This is a genomic window from Mycolicibacterium aurum, from assembly GCF_900637195.1.
Taxonomy (GTDB): Bacteria; Actinomycetota; Actinomycetes; order Mycobacteriales; family Mycobacteriaceae; genus Mycobacterium; species Mycobacterium aurum.
In genome coordinates, this window is sequence record NZ_LR134356.1 from 1,875,666 (window position 1) to 1,896,747 (window position 21,082).

The 21,082-nt window shown below is 66.9% G+C and carries 19 protein-coding genes; 10 read left to right on the forward strand and 9 right to left on the reverse strand.

The window, feature by feature from the left end:
• Nucleotides 1-87 precede the first annotated feature (87 nt).
• Genes EL337_RS08915 through EL337_RS08935 form a run of 5 tightly spaced genes read left to right on the forward strand, consistent with a single transcriptional unit; the run spans nt 88 to nt 5,545 of the window.
• Nucleotides 88-1,212, forward strand: a complete 1,125-nt coding sequence (locus EL337_RS08915; RefSeq protein ID WP_048634569.1) for an LLM class flavin-dependent oxidoreductase — start codon at nt 88-90, stop codon at nt 1,210-1,212.
• On the forward strand, nt 1,209-2,360 hold the full coding sequence (locus EL337_RS08920) for a sulfotransferase family protein (protein WP_048634570.1): 1,152 nt from the start codon (nt 1,209-1,211) through the stop codon (nt 2,358-2,360). Before EL337_RS08915 ends, EL337_RS08920 begins: the two co-directional genes overlap by 4 nt.
• The gene (locus EL337_RS08925; RefSeq protein WP_048634571.1) at nt 2,360-3,604 is read left to right on the forward strand and encodes a DUF1214 domain-containing protein; all 1,245 of its coding nucleotides are present in this window, start codon (nt 2,360-2,362) and stop codon (nt 3,602-3,604) included. The genes EL337_RS08920 and EL337_RS08925 overlap by 1 nt, the downstream gene beginning before the upstream one ends.
• A gap of 1 nt (nt 3,605) precedes the next feature.
• Nucleotides 3,606-4,109, forward strand: a complete 504-nt coding sequence (locus tag EL337_RS08930; RefSeq protein WP_048634572.1) for a VOC family protein — start codon at nt 3,606-3,608, stop codon at nt 4,107-4,109.
• Nucleotides 4,106-5,545, forward strand: a complete 1,440-nt coding sequence (locus EL337_RS08935; protein ID WP_048634573.1) for a carboxylesterase/lipase family protein — start codon at nt 4,106-4,108, stop codon at nt 5,543-5,545. The genes EL337_RS08930 and EL337_RS08935 overlap by 4 nt, the downstream gene beginning before the upstream one ends.
• A 37-nt stretch (nt 5,546-5,582) precedes the next feature.
• Here the strand turns inward: EL337_RS08935 and EL337_RS08940 are convergent, their stop codons facing one another.
• The 3 genes from EL337_RS08940 to EL337_RS08950 form a co-directional block, all read right to left on the reverse strand.
• Complete coding sequence (locus tag EL337_RS08940) at nt 5,583-7,175, reverse strand: carboxylesterase/lipase family protein (protein ID WP_126316545.1); 1,593 nt, start codon at nt 7,173-7,175, stop codon at nt 5,583-5,585.
• A gap of 357 nt (nt 7,176-7,532) precedes the next feature.
• Nucleotides 7,533-9,053, reverse strand: a complete 1,521-nt coding sequence (locus EL337_RS08945; RefSeq protein WP_048634575.1) for an HNH endonuclease signature motif containing protein — start codon at nt 9,051-9,053, stop codon at nt 7,533-7,535.
• Between the two features lie 40 nt (nt 9,054-9,093).
• Nucleotides 9,094-10,197: an FAD-dependent monooxygenase gene (locus EL337_RS08950; RefSeq protein ID WP_048634576.1), complete on the reverse strand. Its 1,104-nt coding sequence runs from the start codon at nt 10,195-10,197 to the stop codon at nt 9,094-9,096.
• A 71-nt stretch (nt 10,198-10,268) separates the two neighbouring features.
• On the opposite strand from EL337_RS08950, the gene EL337_RS08955 reads away from it, so the two are divergent.
• Nucleotides 10,269-10,904 (forward strand): TetR/AcrR family transcriptional regulator, encoded by a 636-nt coding sequence (locus EL337_RS08955; protein WP_197724210.1) that lies wholly within the window; start codon nt 10,269-10,271, stop codon nt 10,902-10,904.
• A 2-nt stretch (nt 10,905-10,906) separates the two neighbouring features.
• Here EL337_RS08955 and EL337_RS08960 read toward each other — a convergent pair whose 3' ends face one another.
• The 3 genes from EL337_RS08960 to EL337_RS08970 form a co-directional block, all read right to left on the reverse strand.
• Nucleotides 10,907-11,977: a zinc-binding metallopeptidase family protein gene (locus EL337_RS08960; protein ID WP_048634577.1), complete on the reverse strand. Its 1,071-nt coding sequence runs from the start codon at nt 11,975-11,977 to the stop codon at nt 10,907-10,909.
• Nucleotides 11,978-12,248: 271 nt separating this feature from the next.
• Complete coding sequence (locus EL337_RS08965; protein WP_048634645.1) at nt 12,249-12,926, reverse strand: Crp/Fnr family transcriptional regulator; 678 nt, start codon at nt 12,924-12,926, stop codon at nt 12,249-12,251.
• Nucleotides 12,927-13,058: 132 nt separating this feature from the next.
• On the reverse strand, nt 13,059-13,616 hold the full coding sequence (locus EL337_RS08970) for a hypothetical protein (RefSeq protein WP_048634578.1): 558 nt from the start codon (nt 13,614-13,616) through the stop codon (nt 13,059-13,061).
• Nucleotides 13,617-13,662: 46 nt separating this feature from the next.
• Here EL337_RS08970 and EL337_RS08975 point away from each other — a divergent pair, with 46 nt between their 5' ends.
• Nucleotides 13,663-14,427 carry an endonuclease/exonuclease/phosphatase family protein gene (locus EL337_RS08975; RefSeq protein WP_048634579.1) on the forward strand — a complete coding sequence of 255 codons (765 nt, stop codon included), beginning with the start codon at nt 13,663-13,665 and terminating at the stop codon, nt 14,425-14,427.
• 5 nt (nt 14,428-14,432) lie between these two features.
• On the opposite strand, the gene EL337_RS08980 is transcribed toward EL337_RS08975, so the two are convergent.
• On the reverse strand, nt 14,433-15,593 hold the full coding sequence (locus EL337_RS08980; protein ID WP_197724266.1) for a sulfotransferase family protein: 1,161 nt from the start codon (nt 15,591-15,593) through the stop codon (nt 14,433-14,435).
• Between the two features lie 112 nt (nt 15,594-15,705).
• Between EL337_RS08980 and EL337_RS08985 the strand changes: the two genes are divergently transcribed.
• The 3 genes from EL337_RS08985 to EL337_RS08995 all read left to right on the forward strand — a co-directional run bounded on the left by EL337_RS08985 (nt 15,706) and on the right by EL337_RS08995 (nt 18,398).
• On the forward strand, nt 15,706-16,281 hold the full coding sequence (locus tag EL337_RS08985; RefSeq protein WP_048634581.1) for a TetR/AcrR family transcriptional regulator: 576 nt from the start codon (nt 15,706-15,708) through the stop codon (nt 16,279-16,281).
• On the forward strand, nt 16,278-17,390 hold the full coding sequence (locus EL337_RS08990) for a DUF1214 domain-containing protein (RefSeq protein WP_048634582.1): 1,113 nt from the start codon (nt 16,278-16,280) through the stop codon (nt 17,388-17,390). Before EL337_RS08985 ends, EL337_RS08990 begins: the two co-directional genes overlap by 4 nt.
• 120 nt (nt 17,391-17,510) lie before the next feature.
• A complete protein-coding gene (locus EL337_RS08995) occupies nt 17,511-18,398 on the forward strand; it encodes a universal stress protein (RefSeq protein ID WP_048634583.1) in 888 nt (295 codons plus the stop codon).
• Nucleotides 18,399-18,467: 69 nt separating this feature from the next.
• Here the strand turns inward: EL337_RS08995 and EL337_RS09000 are convergent, their stop codons facing one another.
• Complete coding sequence (locus EL337_RS09000; protein ID WP_048634584.1) at nt 18,468-19,610, reverse strand: acyl-CoA dehydrogenase family protein; 1,143 nt, start codon at nt 19,608-19,610, stop codon at nt 18,468-18,470.
• Nucleotides 19,611-20,843: an acyl-CoA dehydrogenase family protein gene (locus EL337_RS09005; RefSeq protein ID WP_048634585.1), complete on the reverse strand. Its 1,233-nt coding sequence runs from the start codon at nt 20,841-20,843 to the stop codon at nt 19,611-19,613.
• Between the last annotated feature and the right edge of the window lie 239 nt (nt 20,844-21,082).

Sequence of the window (21,082 nt, forward strand, 5' to 3'; positions counted from 1 at the left end):
CGGTGTCGGGCAACCTCGACAGTGATGCTGAGCAGATGCACAGCATTTCGCTGACGTAGCCGCCGTCCTCGGTGTAGCTTCCGCTGCATGCCCTTGGAGCTGGCCGCGTTCATCCGAACGACACTGCCGCTCGACCTCAGCGGGCTACCCGCCCTCGATGGTGGCCGCTACCACTCCCTGTGGATGCCGGATCACCTCGTGAGCTTCTGGCCGGACTCGATCTGGACACCCGAGTTCACCGACCTCGCGCACGCGTCGCCATCGCCGCATCGCCACCTGGATGCCCTCACCCTCGCCGGTGCCGTCGCGGCTCGCACGACACGAACGCGGCTCGCGACAAGCGTTCTCGACACCGTCCGCCGCCACCCCGTGATGCTGGCGCAGTCGGCATTGACCCTGAGCCACCTCTCGGACGGCAGGTTCATCCTGGGCCTCGGTGCCGGCGAGCGCGAGAATCTGGCTCCCTACGGCTTCGACGACCACCGCACGGTGAGCCGGTTCGCCGAGGCTCTCCGCCTGATCCGACTGCTCTGGGACACTGACGGACCGACCGACTTCACCGGGCAGTTCTTCACGCTGGAGCACGCCCGTCTGGACGCCGAGCTGCATCACACCGGGCCGCCCCCGATCTGGCTCGGGGCCAACGGCCCCCGCATGCTTCGGCTCGTCGGTGAACTCGGCGACGGCTGGTGGCCGACGGGCAGTGCCGGGCCGCAGACCTATGCCGTTCAGCTGGCCCACATTCGGGAGGCGGCCGAACGGGCCGGACGCGATCCGCAGGCGATCACGCCGGCCAAGATGGTGGTGTGCCTCGTCGGCGAGCCGGACGAGCTGAGCGAGATTCTGCGACGTCCGCTGGTGAAGTCGCTGGTGCTGCAGCTGACGGCCGACGCACTGGCGGCCACCGGTCACCGCCATCCGATGGGGGAGCACTGGCGTGGGATCCAGGACATCGACCCGCGCGTGCTCACCCGCGACAGACTGGTCCGGCTGTTCGAGGAGGTGGACCCGGACGCGATCCTGTCCGTCGTCCCTCATGGCACGCCGAAGCAAGTCGCCCGGCAGATCGCCGAGTTCGGCGAGGCGGGTGCGCGGGTCGTGTCGGTGCTCGACTACAGCGGAAGGGCCGGGCAGGGGTACGCCGCGGAGTCGGCGCGCAAAGTTCGCGAGGTCGAGGATGCCTTGCTGCAGATCACAGGAAGCACGTCATGACGATGTTGGACGCGGACACCCTGGTCGCCGACGCGCAGGAATCGACCGGACTCAGCGACTTCGGTGATGACACGCTGCCTGCGCGGGTGGCGCTGGTCGTCGACAGGCTGAACAGCGCCGAACTCGACGACACAGGTTCGCGGGCGGCCGCACGCACGATCGACGGACTGCTGACGAGCCGCCTGAGTTTCGTCGCCGATCGTGGGCGCCTACCCCTTGCGGCAGAACAGATCACGGCCCCACTCTTCGCCACCGGTGAGCCGCGGTCGGGGACGACGCTGCTGCATGCCCTGCTCGCCGAGGACGAAGGTTCACGCGCACTGCGCTTCTGGGAGGTCATGTATCCGTCGCCACCACCCGGACCGGCCGACGTCGACGACCCGCGCCGCACGCAGGCCGACGCCGACTGGCGGGAGATCCTGGACCGCATTCCGCCGTGGATCGTCAGCCACCCGTACAACGACCTGCTCGGAGCCGGGCTGCCCGAGTGTGAACGCACGTGGGCCTTCGACTTCCGCGCCACCAACCCGAGCGCCTGGTGGCGAGTCCCCATGACGATTCAGAACTTTCCGCAGGACCACCACGCGCAGTACGCCCTGCATCGCATGATGCTGCAGCACATTCAGCACAGCCGCACGCAGAAGCGCTGGGTGCTCAAGGGCTTTCATGGCCGTCGTCTGCGAGCGCTGTTCGACAGCTATCCCGACGCCCGGATCGTCTGGGTTCACCGCGACCCCGTGCAGGTACTGGCCTCGCAGATCGTGGCGTTCGGACAGATCAACGAGAGCCTTGCCGGGAGGCTGGACTGGACGCAGTACGCCGAGGACACGATCGAGGGCTCGCGGACCAACTTCCACGCGTACCTCACCGACCCGTACGTGGATGACCCGCGCATCCACCACGTCCGCTACCGGGACTTCGTCAGCGACCCGGTCGCCACCATCGGCGGCTTCTACGATTTCGCCGGACTGTCCCTGACGGCCGACGCCGAGAAGGCGATGCGCGCCTACCTCGACACCAATCGCAGCGACCGGTACGGCAAGTTCACCTACTCCACCGATGTCCTTCCGGTTCCCGTGCAGCAGCTGCATGACGAATTCGCCGCCTACCGAGAGCGATTCGGCATCGACATCGAGACGAGGCACTGATGGCCTTCGGTGACAGCGCGGACGACGAGGCGCTGCGCACGGCCTGGCACGACTTCTGTGACCGGCTCAAGGCGGCCGGTGATCTCGCGTTCAAGGACACCTCACCGGCCAACGCCCCGCAGCGTGCCGACGCCTTCCGCTACCTGACGCAGAACCTCGGGCAGGCCTACGACCTGGCTCTGGAGACCAAGAACACCCGCTATCCGATGATCCATCCGTTCTGCGGGCCGAGCCGCAAGCTCGGCGGCGACAACGCCGACTTCGTCTATCTGCAGGCGTGGATCGACGGCACCTCGACGTATCGGATCGAGGGCAACCGAGGTACGGCGCGATTCATCAACTTCACGGTCCAGGGGCCGCGCCCCGAGAAGGACGTGTACTACGGCGCCGACCATCCGAACCTGCACGAGCCGTTCGGCGACACTCCCGAGGCGAACATCACCGGCGACGACCTGGAGACCGAGCCCGATGGCAGCTTCGTCCTCTACGTCGGTGGTGAACGGCGTGCCCCGAATTGGCTTCCGACGACGCCGGGTTCGCGCAAGCTCTTCATGCGGCAGGGCTTCGACTCGTGGTCGGAACGTTCGGCGCAGTTCAGCATCGAGCGCATCGACATGGACGAGCCGCGTCCCGTCCCGACACCGCAGGATCTCATCGCGTCGATGCGGTGGGCCGGCGACTTCCTCACCGGGACGATGGCGGACTGGCCCGACCGCGAACTGCAGATCGGTTCGTTGTTCGGCGAGCCCGAGCCCAACGTATTTCCCGGCGCGCGCTTCGCAGGCACGGCGGAGCAGCGCGATGCCCGCCGCGGCAGGCTCATCGTCACCATGCCGTGGCGTCTGGGACCGGACGAAGCGTTGATCGTCGAGTTTCCCGACGACGGCGAGTTCTGGATGCTGACGAACATGGGCGCGTTCTGGAACAGCATGGATTACCTGTATCGGCCGGTGAGCTACACGCCGAGCAGATCGGCGATCGACGCCGACGGCCGCGTGCGAATGGTGATGGCCCACAACGATCCCGGCGTACACAATTGGATCGACACCCAACACTTCAGCGAGGGCTACCTCACGATGCGTGTCATCGGAAGTCGGCAGCTGCCTGAGGTCAGCACCGCTGTCGTCTCCGCCGACGATCTGAGCACCGTCCTGTCGGCCGACACCCGACGCGTCACGCCCGCGGAGCGCGCCGGGCAACTGCACGCCCGCTTCGACGCCATCCGCCGCAGGTACAGGATCTGACATGGACCCGACACTCGAGACGCTCGCCGCGTCGGCCTTCGACAACGTCTACCACGTGGGTCATCTCGTTCCAGATCTGTTGCCGGCCATGCACACACTCGGCGATGCCCTGCAGATCACGTGGGCACCTCCGTTCGAGATGCGCAGCGGCTTCGTCGGCCCGGACGGCTCCGCGGACGACCAGACTGTGCGCATCGCGTTCTCCATGTCCGGCCCGCCGTACCTGGAGCTGATCGAGGTGGTCGCTGCCGCCGACTCGATCTTCGCCGAACCGAAGCTCGGCGGCATGCACCACGTCGGTTACTACGCACAGCGCTGGCGCGACGACGCCGCACGGCTGCAGGACGAGGGTTGGGAGTTGGAGCGCACGGGTGCCGGGGTGGCGTTCCTGCGCGACCCGCGGAGCGGACTTCGCGTGGAGGTGGTGAGCGTCAAAGGCCGCGACTTTCTGACCCGGGTGCTCAACGGTGAGATGGCGACGCAGTACCCCCTGACGCGCACATGACCGCAGTCGCGCACACCTCGTACGGAGCGCTGTGCGGCGACGCCACCGGCGACGTCGTCGTCTTTCGCGGCGTGCCCTATGCCGCGCCGCCGACGGACGAGCGTCGTTGGCGCCCTCCACAACCCATGGCGGGTTGGGCCGGCGTACGCGACGCACTCGCATTCGGGCCGATCGCCCCGCAGGACATATCGGCCGGGCGGCTGGCCAAGCGCGGCCTCACCATGAGCGAGGACTGCCTCACGCTCAACATCTGGACGCCGGCCGCCGACGACAACCGCAGGCCCGTACTGGTCTTCCTGCACGGCGGTGGGCAGACGCAGGGTCACGGATCCGCTCCGCTCCTCGACGGTTCGCGGCTCGCCCGCCGGGGCGACATCGTGGTGGTGACCGTGAACTTCCGGCTCGGCGTGCTGGGTGCGCTCTATGCGCCGGGCTTGCACGGGGCCGACTCCACCAACCTGACACTGCGCGACCAGAGACACGCGCTGCAGTGGGTGCGCGGCGAAATCGCCGCTTTCGGCGGCGACCCGGGCGCCGTCACGGTGGTGGGCCAATCCTCCGGTGCGATCGCGATTACGGCGTTGCTCGCCGGCGGGTGCAACCTCTTCGACCGCGTGATCCTGCAAAGCGGCGGACTGGAGCGCGTGCGCTCCACGGAGGCCGCCGCGGCCGTGGCCGGCCAGCTCGTGTCAACCGGTGCGTTCGCGCGTGATGATGAACCGGATGTGGCGGAAATCCTTGCTGCACAACGCGGCATCGACACTGGTTTCGTGCCGCCGCAGGGCCCGTTCCATCCCTGCGTCGACGGCGACGTCATCGCCGAGCATCCGTTGGTGGTCGCGAGAACGCGCGACATGCCGGCGATCCCCATCCTCGCCGGAACGACGCGCGACGAGTGGCGGATCTTCGACGCGGCGCTCGACGAGGGCATCTTCACCGAGCAGTATGTGCGTGACAGAGCACATGCACTCGCCGGGGATGGCCACGACGCGGGCGCGGTGGTGGAGACGTACCGCGCCGACCACCGCACGCTTCGCGATGTCGCCAGCGCAATGGTCACCGACTACCACTTCACCGCGCCCACCGAGCAATTCGTCCGGGCGCATGCCGAGCGCGGCAGCGCGGTGTTCCGCTACGAACTGCAGTGGCCCTCTCCGCGTGCCGGACTCGGGGCGTGTCACGATTCGTGCCTGCCCTTGCTCTTCGGCAACCTGGATGCTGCGCCCGCGCTGGCCGGTGACGGCGACGCGGCGCGCCACATGTCAGACGGACTCCAGGGGCTGTGGCTGGATTTCGTCCGCGGGGGAGAGCCCTGGGAACACTATGACGGAGTGGGCGGGTCGACGATGCTGCTCGGCCCCGAGATCGGGATTGCGCGCGGACACCGCATGGAGCAGCTCGCCATCTGGGAGAAACGCTATCCCGCCTACGGGTGAGCGAATTGGTGGAGCGCTGCGTGGTCGTCGGGGGTCCTCAGTACTTCCAGGCAGACAGCACCTCGATATTGCGCCGACCTGGCGGGCCGAAGACCCGGATGTCCGCCTCCGATGAATACGGTTTCCAATCATCCTCTGGTACGCCGGTTGTGATGAACCGCACCCAGCTGCCGTGGATCTCGTCGGCGAGCGATTGTGGCGCGTCCGGGCCTGCGTAGGCAATGAACCCCGGGGCGTCGACGTTATCGAACGCGAACCCGAGATCGAGCGTGTGTAGCGCGGTCTTGCTGTGGATACTGCTCGGCCACGTGAACAGGTACGCATAGCAGTTGGTCCCCTGCCCACGCTGCGCTGCCAGGCTCGGTGCGCAAAATGCTGCGTCGGAGACGAATTCGACGAAGATGTCCTGCTTGGACAACGTGTCGCCATACGCATCCACGTAGGTCTGGATCAAGTCACGCTTGGCCCGAAACGGCGTCAGCGCCAGCACCAGCGCGTCCAGCGCTCCGTCGCTCGGTGCGAACTCTCCGAACACCCGCCAGAAGTCGGCTTCGTTCTTGTTGTGGCCGATGATCATCGTCACGGGTGCTGGTCGCTCGGACAGCGACTTCACCGGGGTTTCATGCAGGAGATCCCCGTCGATCACCGGCGCGAACACCGTCAGGATGTTGTGGGGGCTCAGCTTGCGGAGCTTCTCCGCGACCTTTTTGCCTGCGTCTCGTGCCTCGACCGCACTGACTGACTTCGCGGTCGGTAACTTGTGCAGGGCCGCAGCGACGAAGCCCGTTGCCTTCGCCGCTTCTTCCAGCGTGAAGGCGATGCCGATTCCCGACTCGCAGATCACCTGCTGAAACAGTGTCCCGGCGAACCGTGTGGTGGCCAAGGTCGAGACGCTCATCGAACCGGCCGACTCACCACCGATCGTCACTCGATCGGGGTCGCCGCCGAACTGGGCAATATTGTCCTGAACCCATTGCAGCGCCAGGATTTGATCGTGGAGTCCGCGGTTGTCCGGCGCGTCTGGGAAGTGCGTGAAACCCTCGATGCCCACCCGGTAATTCGCGGAGACGTACACGACACCGTCTCGCGCGAATGTCGAGCCGTCGAAGATGTCCTGTGCGGTGTTGCCCATCGCGAACGATCCGCCATAGAACCAGACGTACACCGGCAGCTTCGCGCCCTCCGCCATCGGGGCCGGTGTCCATACGTTGAGGCTCAGCCACCCGTCACCCTCGATCTCGGGGTACGTGAACGGAGCCGGAAGTTCCATCGACGCGGGCGGTGTGGGACCGAAGGCCGTGGCGTGGAACTCCCCAAGGGGCGCCGCCGGCTTGGGCAACGCGAACCGCAGGTCATCCACCGGCGGTTCCGCGTACGGGAGGCCCAAGAACTTTGCGACAGAACCATCCTGCAGGCCGAGGAACCTTCCGGCTGCGGACTCGACGACAGGATTGCGAGTACTCAAAGGAGCCTCCAGCCTCAGGGAAAGTGCTTTCGCGCATTGTGGCTCGCCGGCTGCCTCGCCAGCGGAAACTGTCTGTTCGTCAGCTTCCGGCAACAAGTAAAACTCAGGCATCGCGATGCGGCCAGCGGACGCCGACCGCTCATCTCTACATGCCGTCAGGCCCACGTGGCCTCGTCAGCCACCGCCACAACATCTTGTTCCGACAATGTCTCATCATCGAACAGTTGCCGGGGTCGTCGCTGAACGAGCACGAACCCGATCGCGTGGACACCGGGCAGCGCGGCCATTCAAGCCCGTCGGTGATGTCGTCCTGTACCTGCGCCAATTCGTCTCCCTCGGCCTGCGGCTGTAGCCGGCCCTGCAGCGGTCCGCGCGTGATGCGTCGTCGAGTTCAACACAATTGCCGCGCAAGCCATTCCGGCGCAGGCCATTCCGCAGTACGGCGGCGCTCGGCCACCGTGCGCGCCGACCCAGGTCACTGTGTCGTTCCCGGGTTCCGGTGTGTGGTGTGGGGGGCGGCCGTCAGGCCGCTCGGTTGTCGGGGGGTGCGGGTCCGCCGGGTTCGTCGGTGTCATCGATTGCTGGTGTGACGGCCGGCTCGGCATCGCCGATCTTGCCTTCGTCGGTGTGTTCGGTCGACCCAGTGGTGTTGGGGCCCTGCGGTTCCGCTTCGTCGGGTGGACGTAACAGCCGTTCGGGGCGGTGGTAGTAGTTGAGCCGCGCCTGGCCCGTTTCCAGGTGCGGGGGTGGGGTCCATTCGACCTCGCTGAGGTCGTTCATGCGGGTGGACCAGCCGCCGTCGGTGACGCTTCGGTTGTCGGGTCCGCAGGCGAGGCCGAGCTCGTTGACGTTTGTGTTGCCGCCGGCGGCCCAGTCAGCGACGACGTGGTGGGCTTGGGAGCCGTAGGCGCCGACGGTGCAGCCCGGTTTGGTGCACCCGCCATCACGGGCGATCAGCATGATCCGTTGTGCCGGGGAGGCGACTCGCTTGGAGCGGAACAGGTCCAGGGCCGATCCGGTGGCACCGTCGAAGACCGCGAGGTGGTGGTTGGCGTGGCCGGCCATCCGGACCACGTCGCTGATCGGCACGACGGTGCCGCCGCCGGTGACACCGACCCCGGCGCGAGATTCCAAGTCTTGCAGCGTGGTGCGGATGATGACCGAGACGGGCAGCCCGTTGAGTTGCCCGAGTTCGCCGCTCATCAGGGCGATGCGACCGACAGCGACCATGGCGTCGTGTTGACGCTGGGCCAGACTGCGGTGGTCGTTGTCGATCTGGGCTTGCGACGGTGTGCCTGAGGTGCAGGGTTCGGGGTCGTCGGGATTGCACATACCGGGGGCGGCGTATTTGGCGAAGATCACTTCCCACACCGCCCACGCTTCGGGGGTCAGTGTCGCAGTGAGGTCGGTCATCGCATCGGGGCGTTGCTTGCGTTTGGTCAGTCCGCGTTTGCGGGCGCGTTCGGTGTCATCGGGTTCCGGCCCGTCCTGGTCGAGCAGGAACAGGGTGAGTTCGGCGGAGTCTTTGAGTTCTTTGGGACCGACGCCGACCGCGGTACGGACCAGGTCGATTTCGAACTTTTCGCGGGTGGCTGTGTCGACGAATCCGGGCAGCTTGTCGACGGCTTTGCGGATGACCTCGACGTGTTCGCCGGTGATCAGCCCGTGGGCCTGGGCTGCAGCGGTGGCGGGCAGCGCCGGTGGCAGCGACGGGCCGGTGAGGGCTTGTCGGGGGGCCAGCAGGGCGGCCTCGGTGAGCCGGCGGTGGGCTTCGCGGGTGGAGATGCGCCAGCGGACGGTGAGGACTTCTTTCCAGGATTTGGCGCCCATCTGCTGCGGGGTGGTCTCGGTCTGCAGGCGGGCCAGCATGCGGTGGCTCACCGAGGGCAGCTGACACCAGAGGGTTTCGAGGTCATCGAGGGCGGCGAGGAGTTCGGGGCGGGTCAGCAAGTCGATCCCGCAGGCGGCGACGTCGTCGAAGGCGGCACGCAACGCCGTCACCGCGGCTTGCACGTCGTTCCCCGACATACTTCGAACATACATTCGAACACCGACAAATCGGCGCCGCCGCTGATGTCAGAACTCAGCCCGCGTGCGCAAGCCCCTGATTGCGCGCATCGATGGCCTCCTGGGTGGCGGGAATCAACAGATCCCCGCCGGGCCCCACCGTGGCCTGTGCGTACGCGACGTGCGGGCGCTGATCCCGCTCATACTGGGCGAACGCTGCGTCGAGATCGTCGGCGTTGTCCACCAAAGCCTGTGTCAGCAGCCATGTTCCGGTGATGGCCAGACTGGTTCCACGTCCGGATAAGGGGGATGCGCAGTGGGCCGCGTCGCCGACGAGGACGACTCTTCCGCGATGCCACGACGGCATGTCGATCTGGCTCACGGAGTCGAAGTACAGTTCCGGGTCTCGGCGCGCCGCGTCGAGCAGTTCGCGCACCCGCCAGCGGCCGTGTCTGCCGAATTCGTCGTCGAGGATGCGCTTCTGCGCTTCGAGATCCCGGTAGTCGTAGTCGATCCATGGTGAGCGGAAGCTCAACACCGCCAGCGCCACGTCGCGATAGGTGACCACCCCGGCCATGTGCCCGGGAAAGTTGTAGATCGGGTTCGGGGAACCGGTCGGGTGGTGGTGCGGCAATGCCGCCAGCGCGATGTAGAAGCCGAGATGGCGTAGGTACTGCCGCTCGGGCCCGAAGACGAGCCGGCGCGTGGCAGAGTGCAGACCATCGGCGCCCACCACGAGGTCGTAGCGGGAACGCGCTCCAGACGTGAACACGACGTCGACGCCGCAGCCGTCATCGCGAAGCTCGGCGATGGACTCTCCGAACGTCAACGCTGCGGACGGCCCCAGGGCATTGCACAGCACGTGCGCCAGGTCCTCTCGGGGAATCTCGGTGTCTCCGGTCGAATCGTTGATCTCCGCGATCGGTAGATCAGCCACCCGGTCGCCGTCCCCATCGATGAAGCATGTGCGGGCCGACATGTCGACCTGCCGGGCCCGGATGTCATCGAGGATGCCCATCTGTTCGGCGACCGCCAGTGACTCGCCACGGATGTCGATCGGTGAACCGTTGACCCGAAGGTGTTGTGCGCGTTCGACGATGGAGACGTCATGCCCGGCGTTGCCCAGATTGATGCCTGCGGACAGCCCGGCCATGCCCGCGCCCGAAACCAGAATGCGCATCTGTCGGCCTCTCTGAAGATAGGATCCAGTGTGTATCTAATGCACGGTAGCGATCAGCCTTAGGAAACGCAATGTCTCTTATTCCCGATTCCGCCCCGCAGCGTCGCCGCGGCCAGGCGCTGGAGAACGCGCTTCTGGACGCGGCGTGGGACGAATTGACCGAGCGCGGTTACGACGACTTCACCGTCGATGGCGTTGCTGCCAGGGCCCGCACCAGTCGCGCGGTGCTGTACCGGCGCTGGCCGGGAAAGCCGGAACTGGTGCATGCCGCGTTGATCGCTGCGATCAACAGGGATCCGCTCGTCGTGCCGGACACCGGCAGTCTGCGCGGCGACGTGATCAGCCTGTTACGGCAGGCCAACAGCCAGCGGGGCCACCTCGCTGTCACCGCCATCACCCGGCTCGGTGGCTTCTACCGCGACACCGGCACCAACATCGCCGATCTGCGCGACGCGCTGGAGGGTGAGCGCGGCTCCACCATGGACGAACTCATCGCCCGCGCCGTCGCGCGTGGCGAGATCCGCGCCGGCCAGATCACGGGCCGCGTGGCACAGCTACCCACCGACCTGATGCGTCACGACGTGCTGTTCACGCTGGCCCCCCTGACCGATGACGCCATCGAGGAGATCGTGGATGCGGTGTTCCTGCCCCTCGTCGGGCTCGGGCCGACGACGCCATCGAGAGGGCGTCGCCACCGACCGGAGTGACCTCAGGCGCTGCGGTGCGTCCCGGTCCCGAGATGCGCCGTGCCGTACTCGGCCGCGGCGTCGATCACCGTGTGCACGAAGCGCATCTTCTCCAGCACCGGGTGCGCGAGCACGAACGGGTACAGGTCGGCGCGCCCCATGGACCGGTTGATCATGTTCAGCGACCATGCCAGCGGCAGCCACATGCCGATGAGGGTGTCGAAGCGGCTGGGGCCCAGATGCACCAGATCGAACTTCGCCGCCGCGGGAGCCAGCCCGAAGGACGCAGCGGTATCCAGGGTGTCCCGGATGTGCAGATAGTGGGCGAAGGTCTCCGCCCAGTCCTCGGAGGGGTGCATGGTGGCATACGACGACACGTACTGGCCGGACCAGTTCGTGGGCGGTCCGCCCTGATAGTGGCGGTCGAGCGCAGCCTGATAGTCGGCGTCGGGATCGCCGAACAGTTCGATGAATTGCGCGCGACGAGGGATCCAGGCGCCGACGAGACGATGGAAGTAGGCGTGCCCCGTCTCGTGGCGAAAGTGGCCGAGCAGAGTTCGGTAGGGCTCGTCCAACTCGACGCGCAACTGCTCACGGCGCACGTCGTCGCTCTCGGCGAGATCCAGCGTGATGACGCCGTCCTCGTGGCCGGTGACAACATCCTCGTAGGTGCTCGACAGGAGGTCGAAGGCCAACCCGAAGGCCGGGTCCTGATCCCGTCCGACGATCGGCAATCTCAATTCGTGGAGCTCCGCGACCAGGCGGCGTTTGGCGTTCTCTGCCACTGCGAATGCGGTCATGCCGACCACGTCGGCATCGCTCGGACGGGTTCGTGTCAGTCGGCACGACGCGCACAGGTCGGTCGCCCGGCCCGCGGCGTCGGAGGAATCGACAAGCCAATTGCACTGCGCAATACCGAAATTCGCGCACCGACGGTAGTGGGTGAGGTCAGCACGTCCGTTCGGGCCGCTGCCGTCGGCGATCACCAGCGTCCCCTTCTCGAACGAGTACCCCAGGGGGCTCCCGCAGGACAGGCACAGTGAATTCTCGAATGCCAGGTGTTGCCCGCATTTGGGGCAGGTGAAGTCGCGCATACGAGTGATCCGTTCAGGTTGAAGCTGTCATGTTGAAGCTGTCATTGCCGCACAGGTCTCAGGGGAGATCGGTGGCGGCATCCTGTCCGAACGTCACGCGCTGTCTGTCCAACACGGAAACCGGAGAAAGGAAACACCGCGTACCGGCGGAATCTCAGGAGAAGAAGTGACGGTCTGAGAATCTGCTTGCTCGGACCCGGCTACCGCAGTCTAGCAAGAAAGTCGCTGGCCTGGCCTTCGCGGTGACCGCGATGACACTTCCTGCGTGACGTCAGCGGCTGGCGCGCCGTGCCAGTGCGGCCGGATCGTTGATGACGACGGTCTTGCCGCGTTGTTCGATCCAGCCGCGCTGGACGAACTCCGACAGCGCCTTGTTGATCGTCTCCCGGGACGAACCCGCGAGCTGGGCGATCTCCTCCTGCGTCAGTCCGTGATCCACCCGCAAGGTCTGGCCCTGCTGGGTGCCGAAGCGCCGCGCCAGGTCCAGGAGTTGTTTGGCCACCCGGCCCGGGACGTCGGTGAAGATGAGGTCACACAGTGTGTCGTTGGTGCGACGCAGCCGGCGGGCCAGGACCCGCAGCAGCTGCTCGGTGATCTCCGGTCGCTCGGCGATCCAGAACCGCAGCGCGTCGCGATCCATGGTCACGGTCTTCACCTGGGTCAACGCGCTCACGGTCGACGTGCGAGGTCCGGGGTCGAAGATGGCCAGCTCGCCGAACATGTCGGACGGGCCCATCAGTGTCAGCAGGCTCTCGCGTCCGTCGGGTGCGCTGCAGCCGACCTTCACCGTGCCCGCCGTGATGATGTAGAGCTTGTCGCCCAGCTCGCCTTCGGTGAACACCTTGTGGCCGCGGCGGAACGAGACCTCCTGCAGCTGGCCGGACAATGCTGCCACGGCTTCGGGGTCGACACCCCGGAATATCGCGGCCCGCGCCAGCACTTCGTCCACGGTGCCCTCTCCGGCTCGCACGCTTGACCAACGTGCCGGTCCTGACAGACCGGTGTTACACGACCACAAAACATCCGCAACCTAGCAGGTGCGCGTCGGCTATGCGAGCCTCCGCGCCACAGGTGGTGCGGCTCAGGGATTTTGAGAGATGTCGAGACTGTCGCACAGCGACAGGAACGCCACGGCGAACGGGTTGTCCGACGTCTTGTCCCGGAGCAGCGGCCAATCCAGCTGCTCGCGGACCGCACGCACCACCGGCAGCAGGGTGGCGAAATCACAGTGGTGCTCGTGGAGTGCACGCAGCTTCTGGGTGACGACCTCGGTGGGACCGAGTACCGGGATCGCCAGGGCGAGCACGTCCTGGATCTCGGCGCGCGCGAGCAGAGCGGAATCCACCGGCACCCGGTTGATCCGGTGAAGGACATCCACCAGGACCGGACCGTCCACGGTCAGAGCCGCCTTGAACAGCCATTCCTCCGGGGGCCGGCGGATGTCGAAGCCGGCCTTGGACAGCGTGATGGCGGCCTGCTCGGCGTCGTCCTCGGCGACCACGAAGTCGACGTCGTGAAAGGGTTCGGGTCCGCCGTGCACCCAGAGCGCATAGCTTCCTGCCAGCGCAAAGGGGGGACCGTCGGCCTTGAGGGCCGACGCCGCCCTCTTCAGCGCTTCCCGCAGATCGTCCTGGGACATTCACACCGCCGTTGCTTTCGACCGATAGGTGGGTAGTGGGATACCCATGAAGCTGGTGACGTTCAACATCCTGCATGGGCGCACCCCCGGCGACGAGGTGGACCTGGACCGCTTCGTCGACTGCGTGGCCCGGCTCGACGCGGACATCCTGGCGCTCCAAGAGGTCGACTCGGTTCAGCCCAGGTCCGGCCACGCCGACCTGACCGCACTGGCAGCCGAGGCGATGGGCGCGCAGAGTCATCGCTTCGTCGCGGCGATCGCCGGAACCCCCGGTGCGACGTGGATGGCCGCGACCGGCGAAGAGCAGCCGGGTACCGCCGCCTACGGCGTCGCCCTGCTGTCGCGTTATCCGGCGCTGAACTGGCAAGTGATCCGGTTGCCGAGGATTCCGTTTCGTTTCCCGATGTACCTGGACGCGCCCGGCCGGGTCAAGGTCATCGACGAGGAGCCCCGCGCAGCGGTGGTGGGCCAATTCGCCACGCCGCTGGGCGAATTGACGGTGGTCAACACCCACCTGTCGTTCGTCCCGGGCTGGAATCGGTCCCAGGTACGCCGGTTGATGCGCGATGTGCGCGCATTACCGGGACCCAGGATCCTCACCGGAGATCTCAATATGTCGGCCGCTGCAGCGCGCCGCTGGTCGGGGCTTCGGTCCCTGGCTGCCGCGCCGACGTTCCCGGCCGACGGTCCCAAGCAGCAACTCGACCACGTGCTGACCGACGACCCGGGCCTGACCGCGATGAGCTGTGAGACGCCGCCACAGCCGATCTCCGATCATCGGCCGCTGGCGGTGCAGCTCGGGCGACGGTGAGGTGGTCAGGTAAGAAATCGGGCCGCGTAGGGCGCGAACCGATCCCGTAGTTCCTCGGGGTCCAGCCCGAACATCTGCGCCGAGGTGTGCACGCGGCCGTGCCTGCCGCGGCGATGGGCGTGCAGATAGTCCGACACCGCGGAACGGACCTCGGCGGTGAAGGATTCGCCCGCGACGCGGTAGACGTTTTCGGCGACACCCACCTCATCGGCCATGAAGTCGTCGAAGCGGATGTCGACGGAGCGGTCCGCCGGAATGACGGCACGGTCCCGCACGCAGGCGCCGAGAAGCCGTTCCAGCCGGTCCACCCAGGAGTGCGCGACGGCGGAGACGTCGACGATGTCACGGTGCATCCGTTCCGAATACGTGATCATCGCGATCATCGACAGCGCGACGGGCACCGGGTCACGGTGGGTGAACACCACGACGACGCCGGGCATGACGTCGCTCAGGACCGGCAGCTGCTCGAGGTGCTGGGGTGACTTGAGCACCCATCGCCTGCCGCCACGCAGGAACTGCAGGGCCTTGAGCTGGGTGACCAGATACTCATACGACGACGTCTGGTCCCGGCTGCGGTAGTACTCGGTCCAGCGCGGCACCTGTGCGAGCGTCTCCATCAACATCGTGGAGAAATCGTTGGCCAGCAACTGGATTTCCTCGTGCACGTGGTCGGTGGTCATTTCGTGCATCAGCGCGAAGTGCGGCATCAGCAGGTCCATGGTCTGGACCGCGACATCCATTCGGCCGATCCTCGGATCGGGGTGCACGCCCGCTTCGGCGGACAGTGGAAACGGCTCGACGCCCTCCCAGTACGGCAGGCTGCGAAAGGTGGACGCCGACGCCAACAGGTTGTGCAGGTGGGTGGTGCCTGACCGGGGGAGGCCCGCGATGACCACGGGGGGCACCAGTTCGAGGTCCTCGATCTCGGGGTGCCGCGTGAGCAGGTCGGTGAGCAGCAGTCGATTCTTCAGCCACTGCACGAGCTGCATGTGGAAGTTGACGATTCCGGGCCCGTGCATGTCGATCTCGCCGAGCTCCGACACGTACAGGTCCAGCCGCTCGCGGTAGTCGTCGGGCCCGAAATCGTCGAGGCCGGTGGCCTCCCGCGCCCGCGCGTGCAGCACGTCGGCGTCCAGTGGGCAGTCGGCGGCGAGCGTGGCCATCATCTGCCGAAGCTGTTGTGCCTCAGCGCTGTATCGAGGCTCAGCCAGGTCGTGCAGCTGGATGAGCTCCTCTGTGGTGTCCGTCACATCGAGTTATGTTACTCTCAGTATCGTAATGAGGACAGATGTTGGGCGACCCAGAAATCGCGCCATCGATGAGGCGGTGTTGCGGGTCACCGTCGAGTTGATCGGCGAGTCCTCATATGCCGATCTGTCCCTGGACGCCATCGCGGTGCGGGCCGGCACCAGCAAGCCCGCGATCTACCGGCGGTGGCGGGGCAAGGCTCACCTCGTGCACGAGGCCGTCTTCCCGATCGACGAGACCACCGAGCTTCCCGAGACCGGGTCGCTGGAAGGTGATGTCCAGGAGATGATCCGGCGCACTCTCGCGGTCCTCAGCACGCCCGCCGCACGCGCGGCGCTACCCGGTCTCATCGGCGAGATGGCATCGGACCCCACACTGCACACCGCGCTGCTGGAACGTTTCGGCGACATCCTGGTTCGCGGTCTCACCGACTACCTCGAGTCGGCCACCCGGCGCGGTGAGGTCCGCCGAGACGTCACCGCGACCGACCTCGCTGAGTCCATCGCGGGAATGACGTTGCTGGCCTTGATCACTCGTGGCGCTGCCATCGATGAGAACTGGGTCGGCCGAACCGCCCGGTTGATCACGAAAGGAATCAGTTCATGACCACCGAACCGCATGAGGCCACCGCCGCGTGGCGAGAACTGCTGGACACCCTGCGCGGACTCGACGAGTCGTTCATGACCGGGCCCAAGGCCGTCACCGATGACCGCCACATCGCCGACGGCTACCGCATGATCGCCACCACGCTCGGCGTGGCCCTCGACACCTACCTGTTCGCCGACCCGAGCCGTCCACGGTGGCACGAGGTCAATTCGCCGTTCCGCCCCGATCGCCGTTGGGGCGGTGACAACACCGACGCCATCTACTACATGTGCCCGGTCGATCCGGCCCGGCGCTACCGGATCACCGGGAATCGCGGTGACAGCGTGTACTTCTCGGTGACTGCCTACAACGAACCCGCACCGGGCGCGTGGTCGGACCGCATCGTCGCGATCCTGCGTGACGACGACCTCGATGTCGACGACGACGGAAACTTCGCCTTCGACTTCGGGCCCGAGCCCGGCGCCGCGATCCTGATGACTCGTGACTACCAGGCGGACCCACTGGTGGGCAGGCCGGTGTCGTGGACGATCGAGGCACTGGATCCGCCGGAACCCTTCCGGCACGGCGAGGCGGAGACGGCGGCCGCGCTGCGGGCGAGTGCGGCGTGGTTGCGCACGATGTTTGCGATACTGCCGCTTGCGGTCGGCGTGAAGAACACCGACGAGCACCGCCTCGGTCATGAAACTGCTATGGCCGCCAATGATTTCGCCGAGCCCTACCAGGTGCCCGACGCCAACTTCGGTTGGTCTGCGCGCGACGCCTGCTATGCCTACGGCAGCTTCGATCTGGCCGACGACGAAGCCCTGGTGGTCACGCACCGGCCGCCGAGTTGCCGCTTCTGGAATCTGGTGGTGTGGAACCAGTTCATGGCTGTGCCCGGGGTGGCGGATGCCCGCAGCTCGCTCAACGGTTTCACCGCGGTGCCCAACAGCGACGGATCGGTGACGGTGGTGGTCTCGCGGGGGATGACCACTCACCCCAACTCGTTGACCACGCTCGACTACCCGCGCGGAAATCTGGCATTCCGGTGGTTTCTCGCCGATGCGGTACCGGCCCGGCCCGAGGTCCGGCTGGTGAAGGTGGCGGCGGCGCCGACGGCGCTGACCTGAGCAAGGGACTTTGGTCCCGCCGCGGAAGTGACCGTCGCCCACTGCCCTGCGGCGCGCCGCTGCCATAGCGTCGGGGTATCGGGTGGAGCCAATGCCGCCCAGCTCAAGGAGGCACGCCAGATGTCCAGCCACTCAGCTCCGCACGGCATCATCGTCGCAGTGGACGGGTCGGCCCCCTCCCGGGTCGCGGTCGACTGGGCGGCCCGGGATGCCGCCATGCGTCGCGTTCCCCTGACGCTCGCCCATGTCCTGCCCGGCGCGGCGATGCAGTCCTGGATCCAGGTTCCGCTACCCGCGTCGTACTACGAGGACGAAAAGGACGAGGCGCGCCGGATCCTCACCGACGCGCGCGCCGTCGTCGACGCGGCCACCAAGGGTGCCGAGCTACCCGCAGTCACCGAAGAGGTGCTCTCCGGTCAGCCCGTCCCCACCCTGGCCGATCTGTCCAAGGACGCCGACATGATCGTCGTCGGCAGTCGCGGGCTCGGCAAGTGGGAGCGCCGTCTGCTCGGTTCTGTCAGCTCGGGTCTGACGCAGCACGCGCACTGTCCGGTGGCGGTGATTCACGACGAGGACCCGCTGATTCCCCACCCCGCGCAGGCGCCTGTCGTGGTGGGCATCGACGGCTCGCCGGCGTCCGAGCATGCCACTGCGATCGCTTTCGACGAGGCCTCGCGGCGGGGTGTCGAACTGGTCGCCGTGCACACCTGGAGCGACGCCGGATACGCGTTGCCCGACTCCGGTTGGAGCGAGATCCAGCCGGAGGAAGACATGCTGCTGGCTGAGCGGCTCGCCGGGTGGCAGGAGCGCTATCCCGATGTGTCCGTGCGGCGGGTGGTGTGTCGCGACCAGCCGGCCCGGCGGCTTCTGGACGAAGCGGCACGGGGACAGCTGCTCGTCGTCGGCAGTCACGGACGCGGCGGATTCGCCGGAATGCTGCTCGGCTCGGTGGGTTCGCAGGTCGCCCAGTCGGCGCGTGGACCGGTGATCGTGGCACGAAAGTCGTGACCGGACCGCAGTGCGGCCCTGGCCGGCACAGACCGGCAAGGACCGCGGCGACGACCGCGGACGGCATCGCTACCGCGTGGTCAGCCGGCCGTAGCGCGTGATGTGGTGGTCGGTTGACCCGAATTCGAACTGCAGGGCGGTCAGCCTCTTGAAGTAGTGGCCGATGGCCAACTCCTCGGTCATGCCCATGCCGCCGTGCAGCTGCACCGCCTGCTGACCGACGAACTGCGCCGCCCTGCCCACGGTCGCCTTGGCTGCCGATACCGCCTGTGCGCGGGTGGCCTCGTCTGTGTCGAGTTTCAGGATCGCCAGGAGCGCGGCGGCGGCCGCCTGTTCCACCTCCATGTACATGTCGACCATGCGGTGCTGGAGCACCTGGAAGCTGCCGATCGGCTGGCCGAACTGCTGGCGCTGCTTGCAGTAGTCGACGGTGTCGGCCAGGACCTTGCGCATACATCCCACCGCTTCGGCGCTGACCGCAGCGGCCCCTTCGTCGCGTGCACGCGCGATCGACGGCCATGCACCGCCCTCGTCGCCCAGCAGTGCTTCCGCAGGAAGCCGTACTCCTTCCAGCGTGATGTCCGCGGCGCGCCGGTCATCGATCGTTCGGTAGGCGTGCATCGTGAGACCGGTGGGCGCGGAGGCCATGTCGACGAGGAAAAGAGAGATTCCGTCCGCGTCGTCCGGAGCGCCGGAAGTCCGGGCGGTGACGAGCACGTGGCCGGCCAGCGGCGCGCTCGACACCACGATCTTCGAGCCTGTCAGCACCCAGCCGTCGCCGTCGCGATGGGCCGTCGTGGTGACGTTCTGCCAGTGCTGTCCGGACGTCGGCTCGGTGGCGGCCAATGCCACCACGGCGCTGCCGGAGGTGATCGTGTCCAGGAGTGCGGTCGCGGCGTCCCCGCCGGCGCGCAGCAGCACGCCGGCGGCAACCACGGCTGTGTCAACGTAAGGTTCGACCACCAGCGCGTGCCCCAGCGCTTCCGCGATGAGCATCATCTCCACCGGACCGCCGCCGATCCCGCCGTGCTCCTCGGGCAGGGCGGCACCCAGGATGCCGAGCTCGTCGGCGAACGCCCGCCAGATATCCGGCTGCCAGCCCGAACCGGTTTTGGCTGCGGCACGGCTCTTTTCGAGGTCGTACCGGGTGGCGAGGAAACGGGTCAGGCCGCCGCGCAGCAGGTCCTGTTCGTCGTTGAGTGTGAAGTCCATCTAGAGCCCCAATGCAGCCTTGGCGAGGATGTTGCGCTGAATTTCGTTGCTGCCGGCATAGATTGATCCGGCACGGTCGTTGAAGTACCGCAGAGGCGCGACCGCTTGCCAGGGTTCACCACTGACGTAGTCATCGGCGGGCGGCTCGAAGTCCGCGATGGGTCCACCGGGACAGGTCGCGTGGGGCTGGTACACCCGGGCGCGGGGCCCGGCGGCCTCCATGGCGAGTTCGGTGATCGCCTGGCTCAACTCGGTGCCCAGGACCTTGAGCATCGACGACTTCGCCCCGGGATTGCCGCCCCCGGCGACCACGGCCAGCACCTGATACTCGAGGATCTCCAGCACCTCGGTGCGCATCCTCACATCGGCGAGTTTGCGGGCGAAGGCGGGGTCGTCGAGGAGCCGGCCACCGGCGGGACCGGGTTGTCCGGCGGCGGCCGCGGCGATGTTCTCGGCCATCACCTGTAAGCCGGGTGCGACCGCGCCGCCACCGCGTTCGAACTCCAGCAGGTACTTGGCCACCGTCCATCCGTCGTCGATCTGGCCGATGACGTTGTTCTTGGGCACCCGCACGTCATCGAAGAACACCTGGTTCTGCACCTCTTCGCCCGACGTCATCACGAGGGGCCTGATCTCGACACCGGGCGTCGACATGTCCATGAGGACGAAGGTGATGCCTCGCTGCTTCTTGTCCAAACGCGCGGTCCGCACGAGCGCGAACATCCAATTGGCCTCGCGGGCGTGCGTGGTCCAGATCTTGCTGCCAGTGCACACCAGGTGGTCGCCGTCGTCACGCGCCGCCATGGACAGCGCGGCGAGGTCCGAACCCGCTTCCGGTTCGGAGTAGCCCTGGCAGAAGAACACCTCGCCGGTCAGGATGCGCGGCAAGAAGTAGCTCTTTTGCTCGTCGGTGCCGAATTTGATGATGGCGTGCGCGACCATCCTGATTCCCATCGGCGACAGCGAGGGTGCGCCGGCCAGAGTGGATTCTCGGCTGAAGATGTAGTGCTGGGTGAGGCTCCAGTCGCAGCCGCCGTGGGCGACCGGCCATGCCGGGGCGGCCCAGCCCCGTTCGTGCAGGATCCGCTGCCACTCCATACTCGCGTCATGATCGGCGTACACGCTGGTCATCAGTTGACCGGCCCGGCGGAGCTCCGGCGTCAGCTTGTCGTCGAGGAATGCCCGCACTTCGTCGCGGAACGCGAGGTCGGTGGCCGACCAGCCCAAGTCCATGGATGTCTCCTTCTCGCCGAGGCTAGACACAGAGTAAACCTAGTTAGTTATGTGGGCGGACGTCCGGGGTGCGCCGGTCCGCCGGTCGGCGACGTCCCACCTGTCCCGCACCGGCAAACAGCTGCCTGACGAGGTTAAGGAGCCGGTGCCTGTTTGTTGCCTCGCCCTGTTATGGCAAAGCCCCCGATGCCCGCATATGACGGCGATGGCTGGGCGCTGAGTTTCAGTTTGGTCTATAT

Bases quoted from the DNA above. Each gene is read 5' to 3' on its own strand.
- EL337_RS08975 (WP_048634579.1), top strand. From the start codon at position 13,663: ATGAAGCTGGTGACGTTCAACATCCTGCATGGGCGCACCCCCGGCGAC.
- EL337_RS08925 (WP_048634571.1), top strand. From the start codon at position 2,360: ATGGCCTTCGGTGACAGCGCGGACGACGAGGCGCTGCGCACGGCCTGG.
- EL337_RS08985 (WP_048634581.1), top strand. From the start codon at position 15,706: ATGAGGACAGATGTTGGGCGACCCAGAAATCGCGCCATCGATGAGGCG.
- EL337_RS08950 (WP_048634576.1), bottom strand. From the start codon at position 10,197: ATGCGCATTCTGGTTTCGGGCGCGGGCATGGCCGGGCTGTCCGCAGGC.
- EL337_RS08935 (WP_048634573.1), top strand. From the start codon at position 4,106: ATGACCGCAGTCGCGCACACCTCGTACGGAGCGCTGTGCGGCGACGCC.
- EL337_RS08945 (WP_048634575.1), bottom strand. From the start codon at position 9,053: ATGTATGTTCGAAGTATGTCGGGGAACGACGTGCAAGCCGCGGTGACG.
- EL337_RS08920 (WP_048634570.1), top strand. From the start codon at position 1,209: ATGACGATGTTGGACGCGGACACCCTGGTCGCCGACGCGCAGGAATCG.
- EL337_RS08990 (WP_048634582.1), top strand. From the start codon at position 16,278: ATGACCACCGAACCGCATGAGGCCACCGCCGCGTGGCGAGAACTGCTG.
- EL337_RS09005 (WP_048634585.1), bottom strand. From the start codon at position 20,843: ATGGACTTGGGCTGGTCGGCCACCGACCTCGCGTTCCGCGACGAAGTG.
- EL337_RS08995 (WP_048634583.1), top strand. From the start codon at position 17,511: ATGTCCAGCCACTCAGCTCCGCACGGCATCATCGTCGCAGTGGACGGG.
- EL337_RS08955 (WP_197724210.1), top strand. From the start codon at position 10,269: ATGTCTCTTATTCCCGATTCCGCCCCGCAGCGTCGCCGCGGCCAGGCG.
- EL337_RS08960 (WP_048634577.1), bottom strand. From the start codon at position 11,977: ATGCGCGACTTCACCTGCCCCAAATGCGGGCAACACCTGGCATTCGAG.
- EL337_RS08980 (WP_197724266.1), bottom strand. From the start codon at position 15,593: ATGATGGCCACGCTCGCCGCCGACTGCCCACTGGACGCCGACGTGCTG.
- EL337_RS08915 (WP_048634569.1), top strand. From the start codon at position 88: ATGCCCTTGGAGCTGGCCGCGTTCATCCGAACGACACTGCCGCTCGAC.
- EL337_RS08930 (WP_048634572.1), top strand. From the start codon at position 3,606: ATGGACCCGACACTCGAGACGCTCGCCGCGTCGGCCTTCGACAACGTC.
- EL337_RS09000 (WP_048634584.1), bottom strand. From the start codon at position 19,610: ATGGACTTCACACTCAACGACGAACAGGACCTGCTGCGCGGCGGCCTG.
- EL337_RS08970 (WP_048634578.1), bottom strand. From the start codon at position 13,616: ATGTCCCAGGACGATCTGCGGGAAGCGCTGAAGAGGGCGGCGTCGGCC.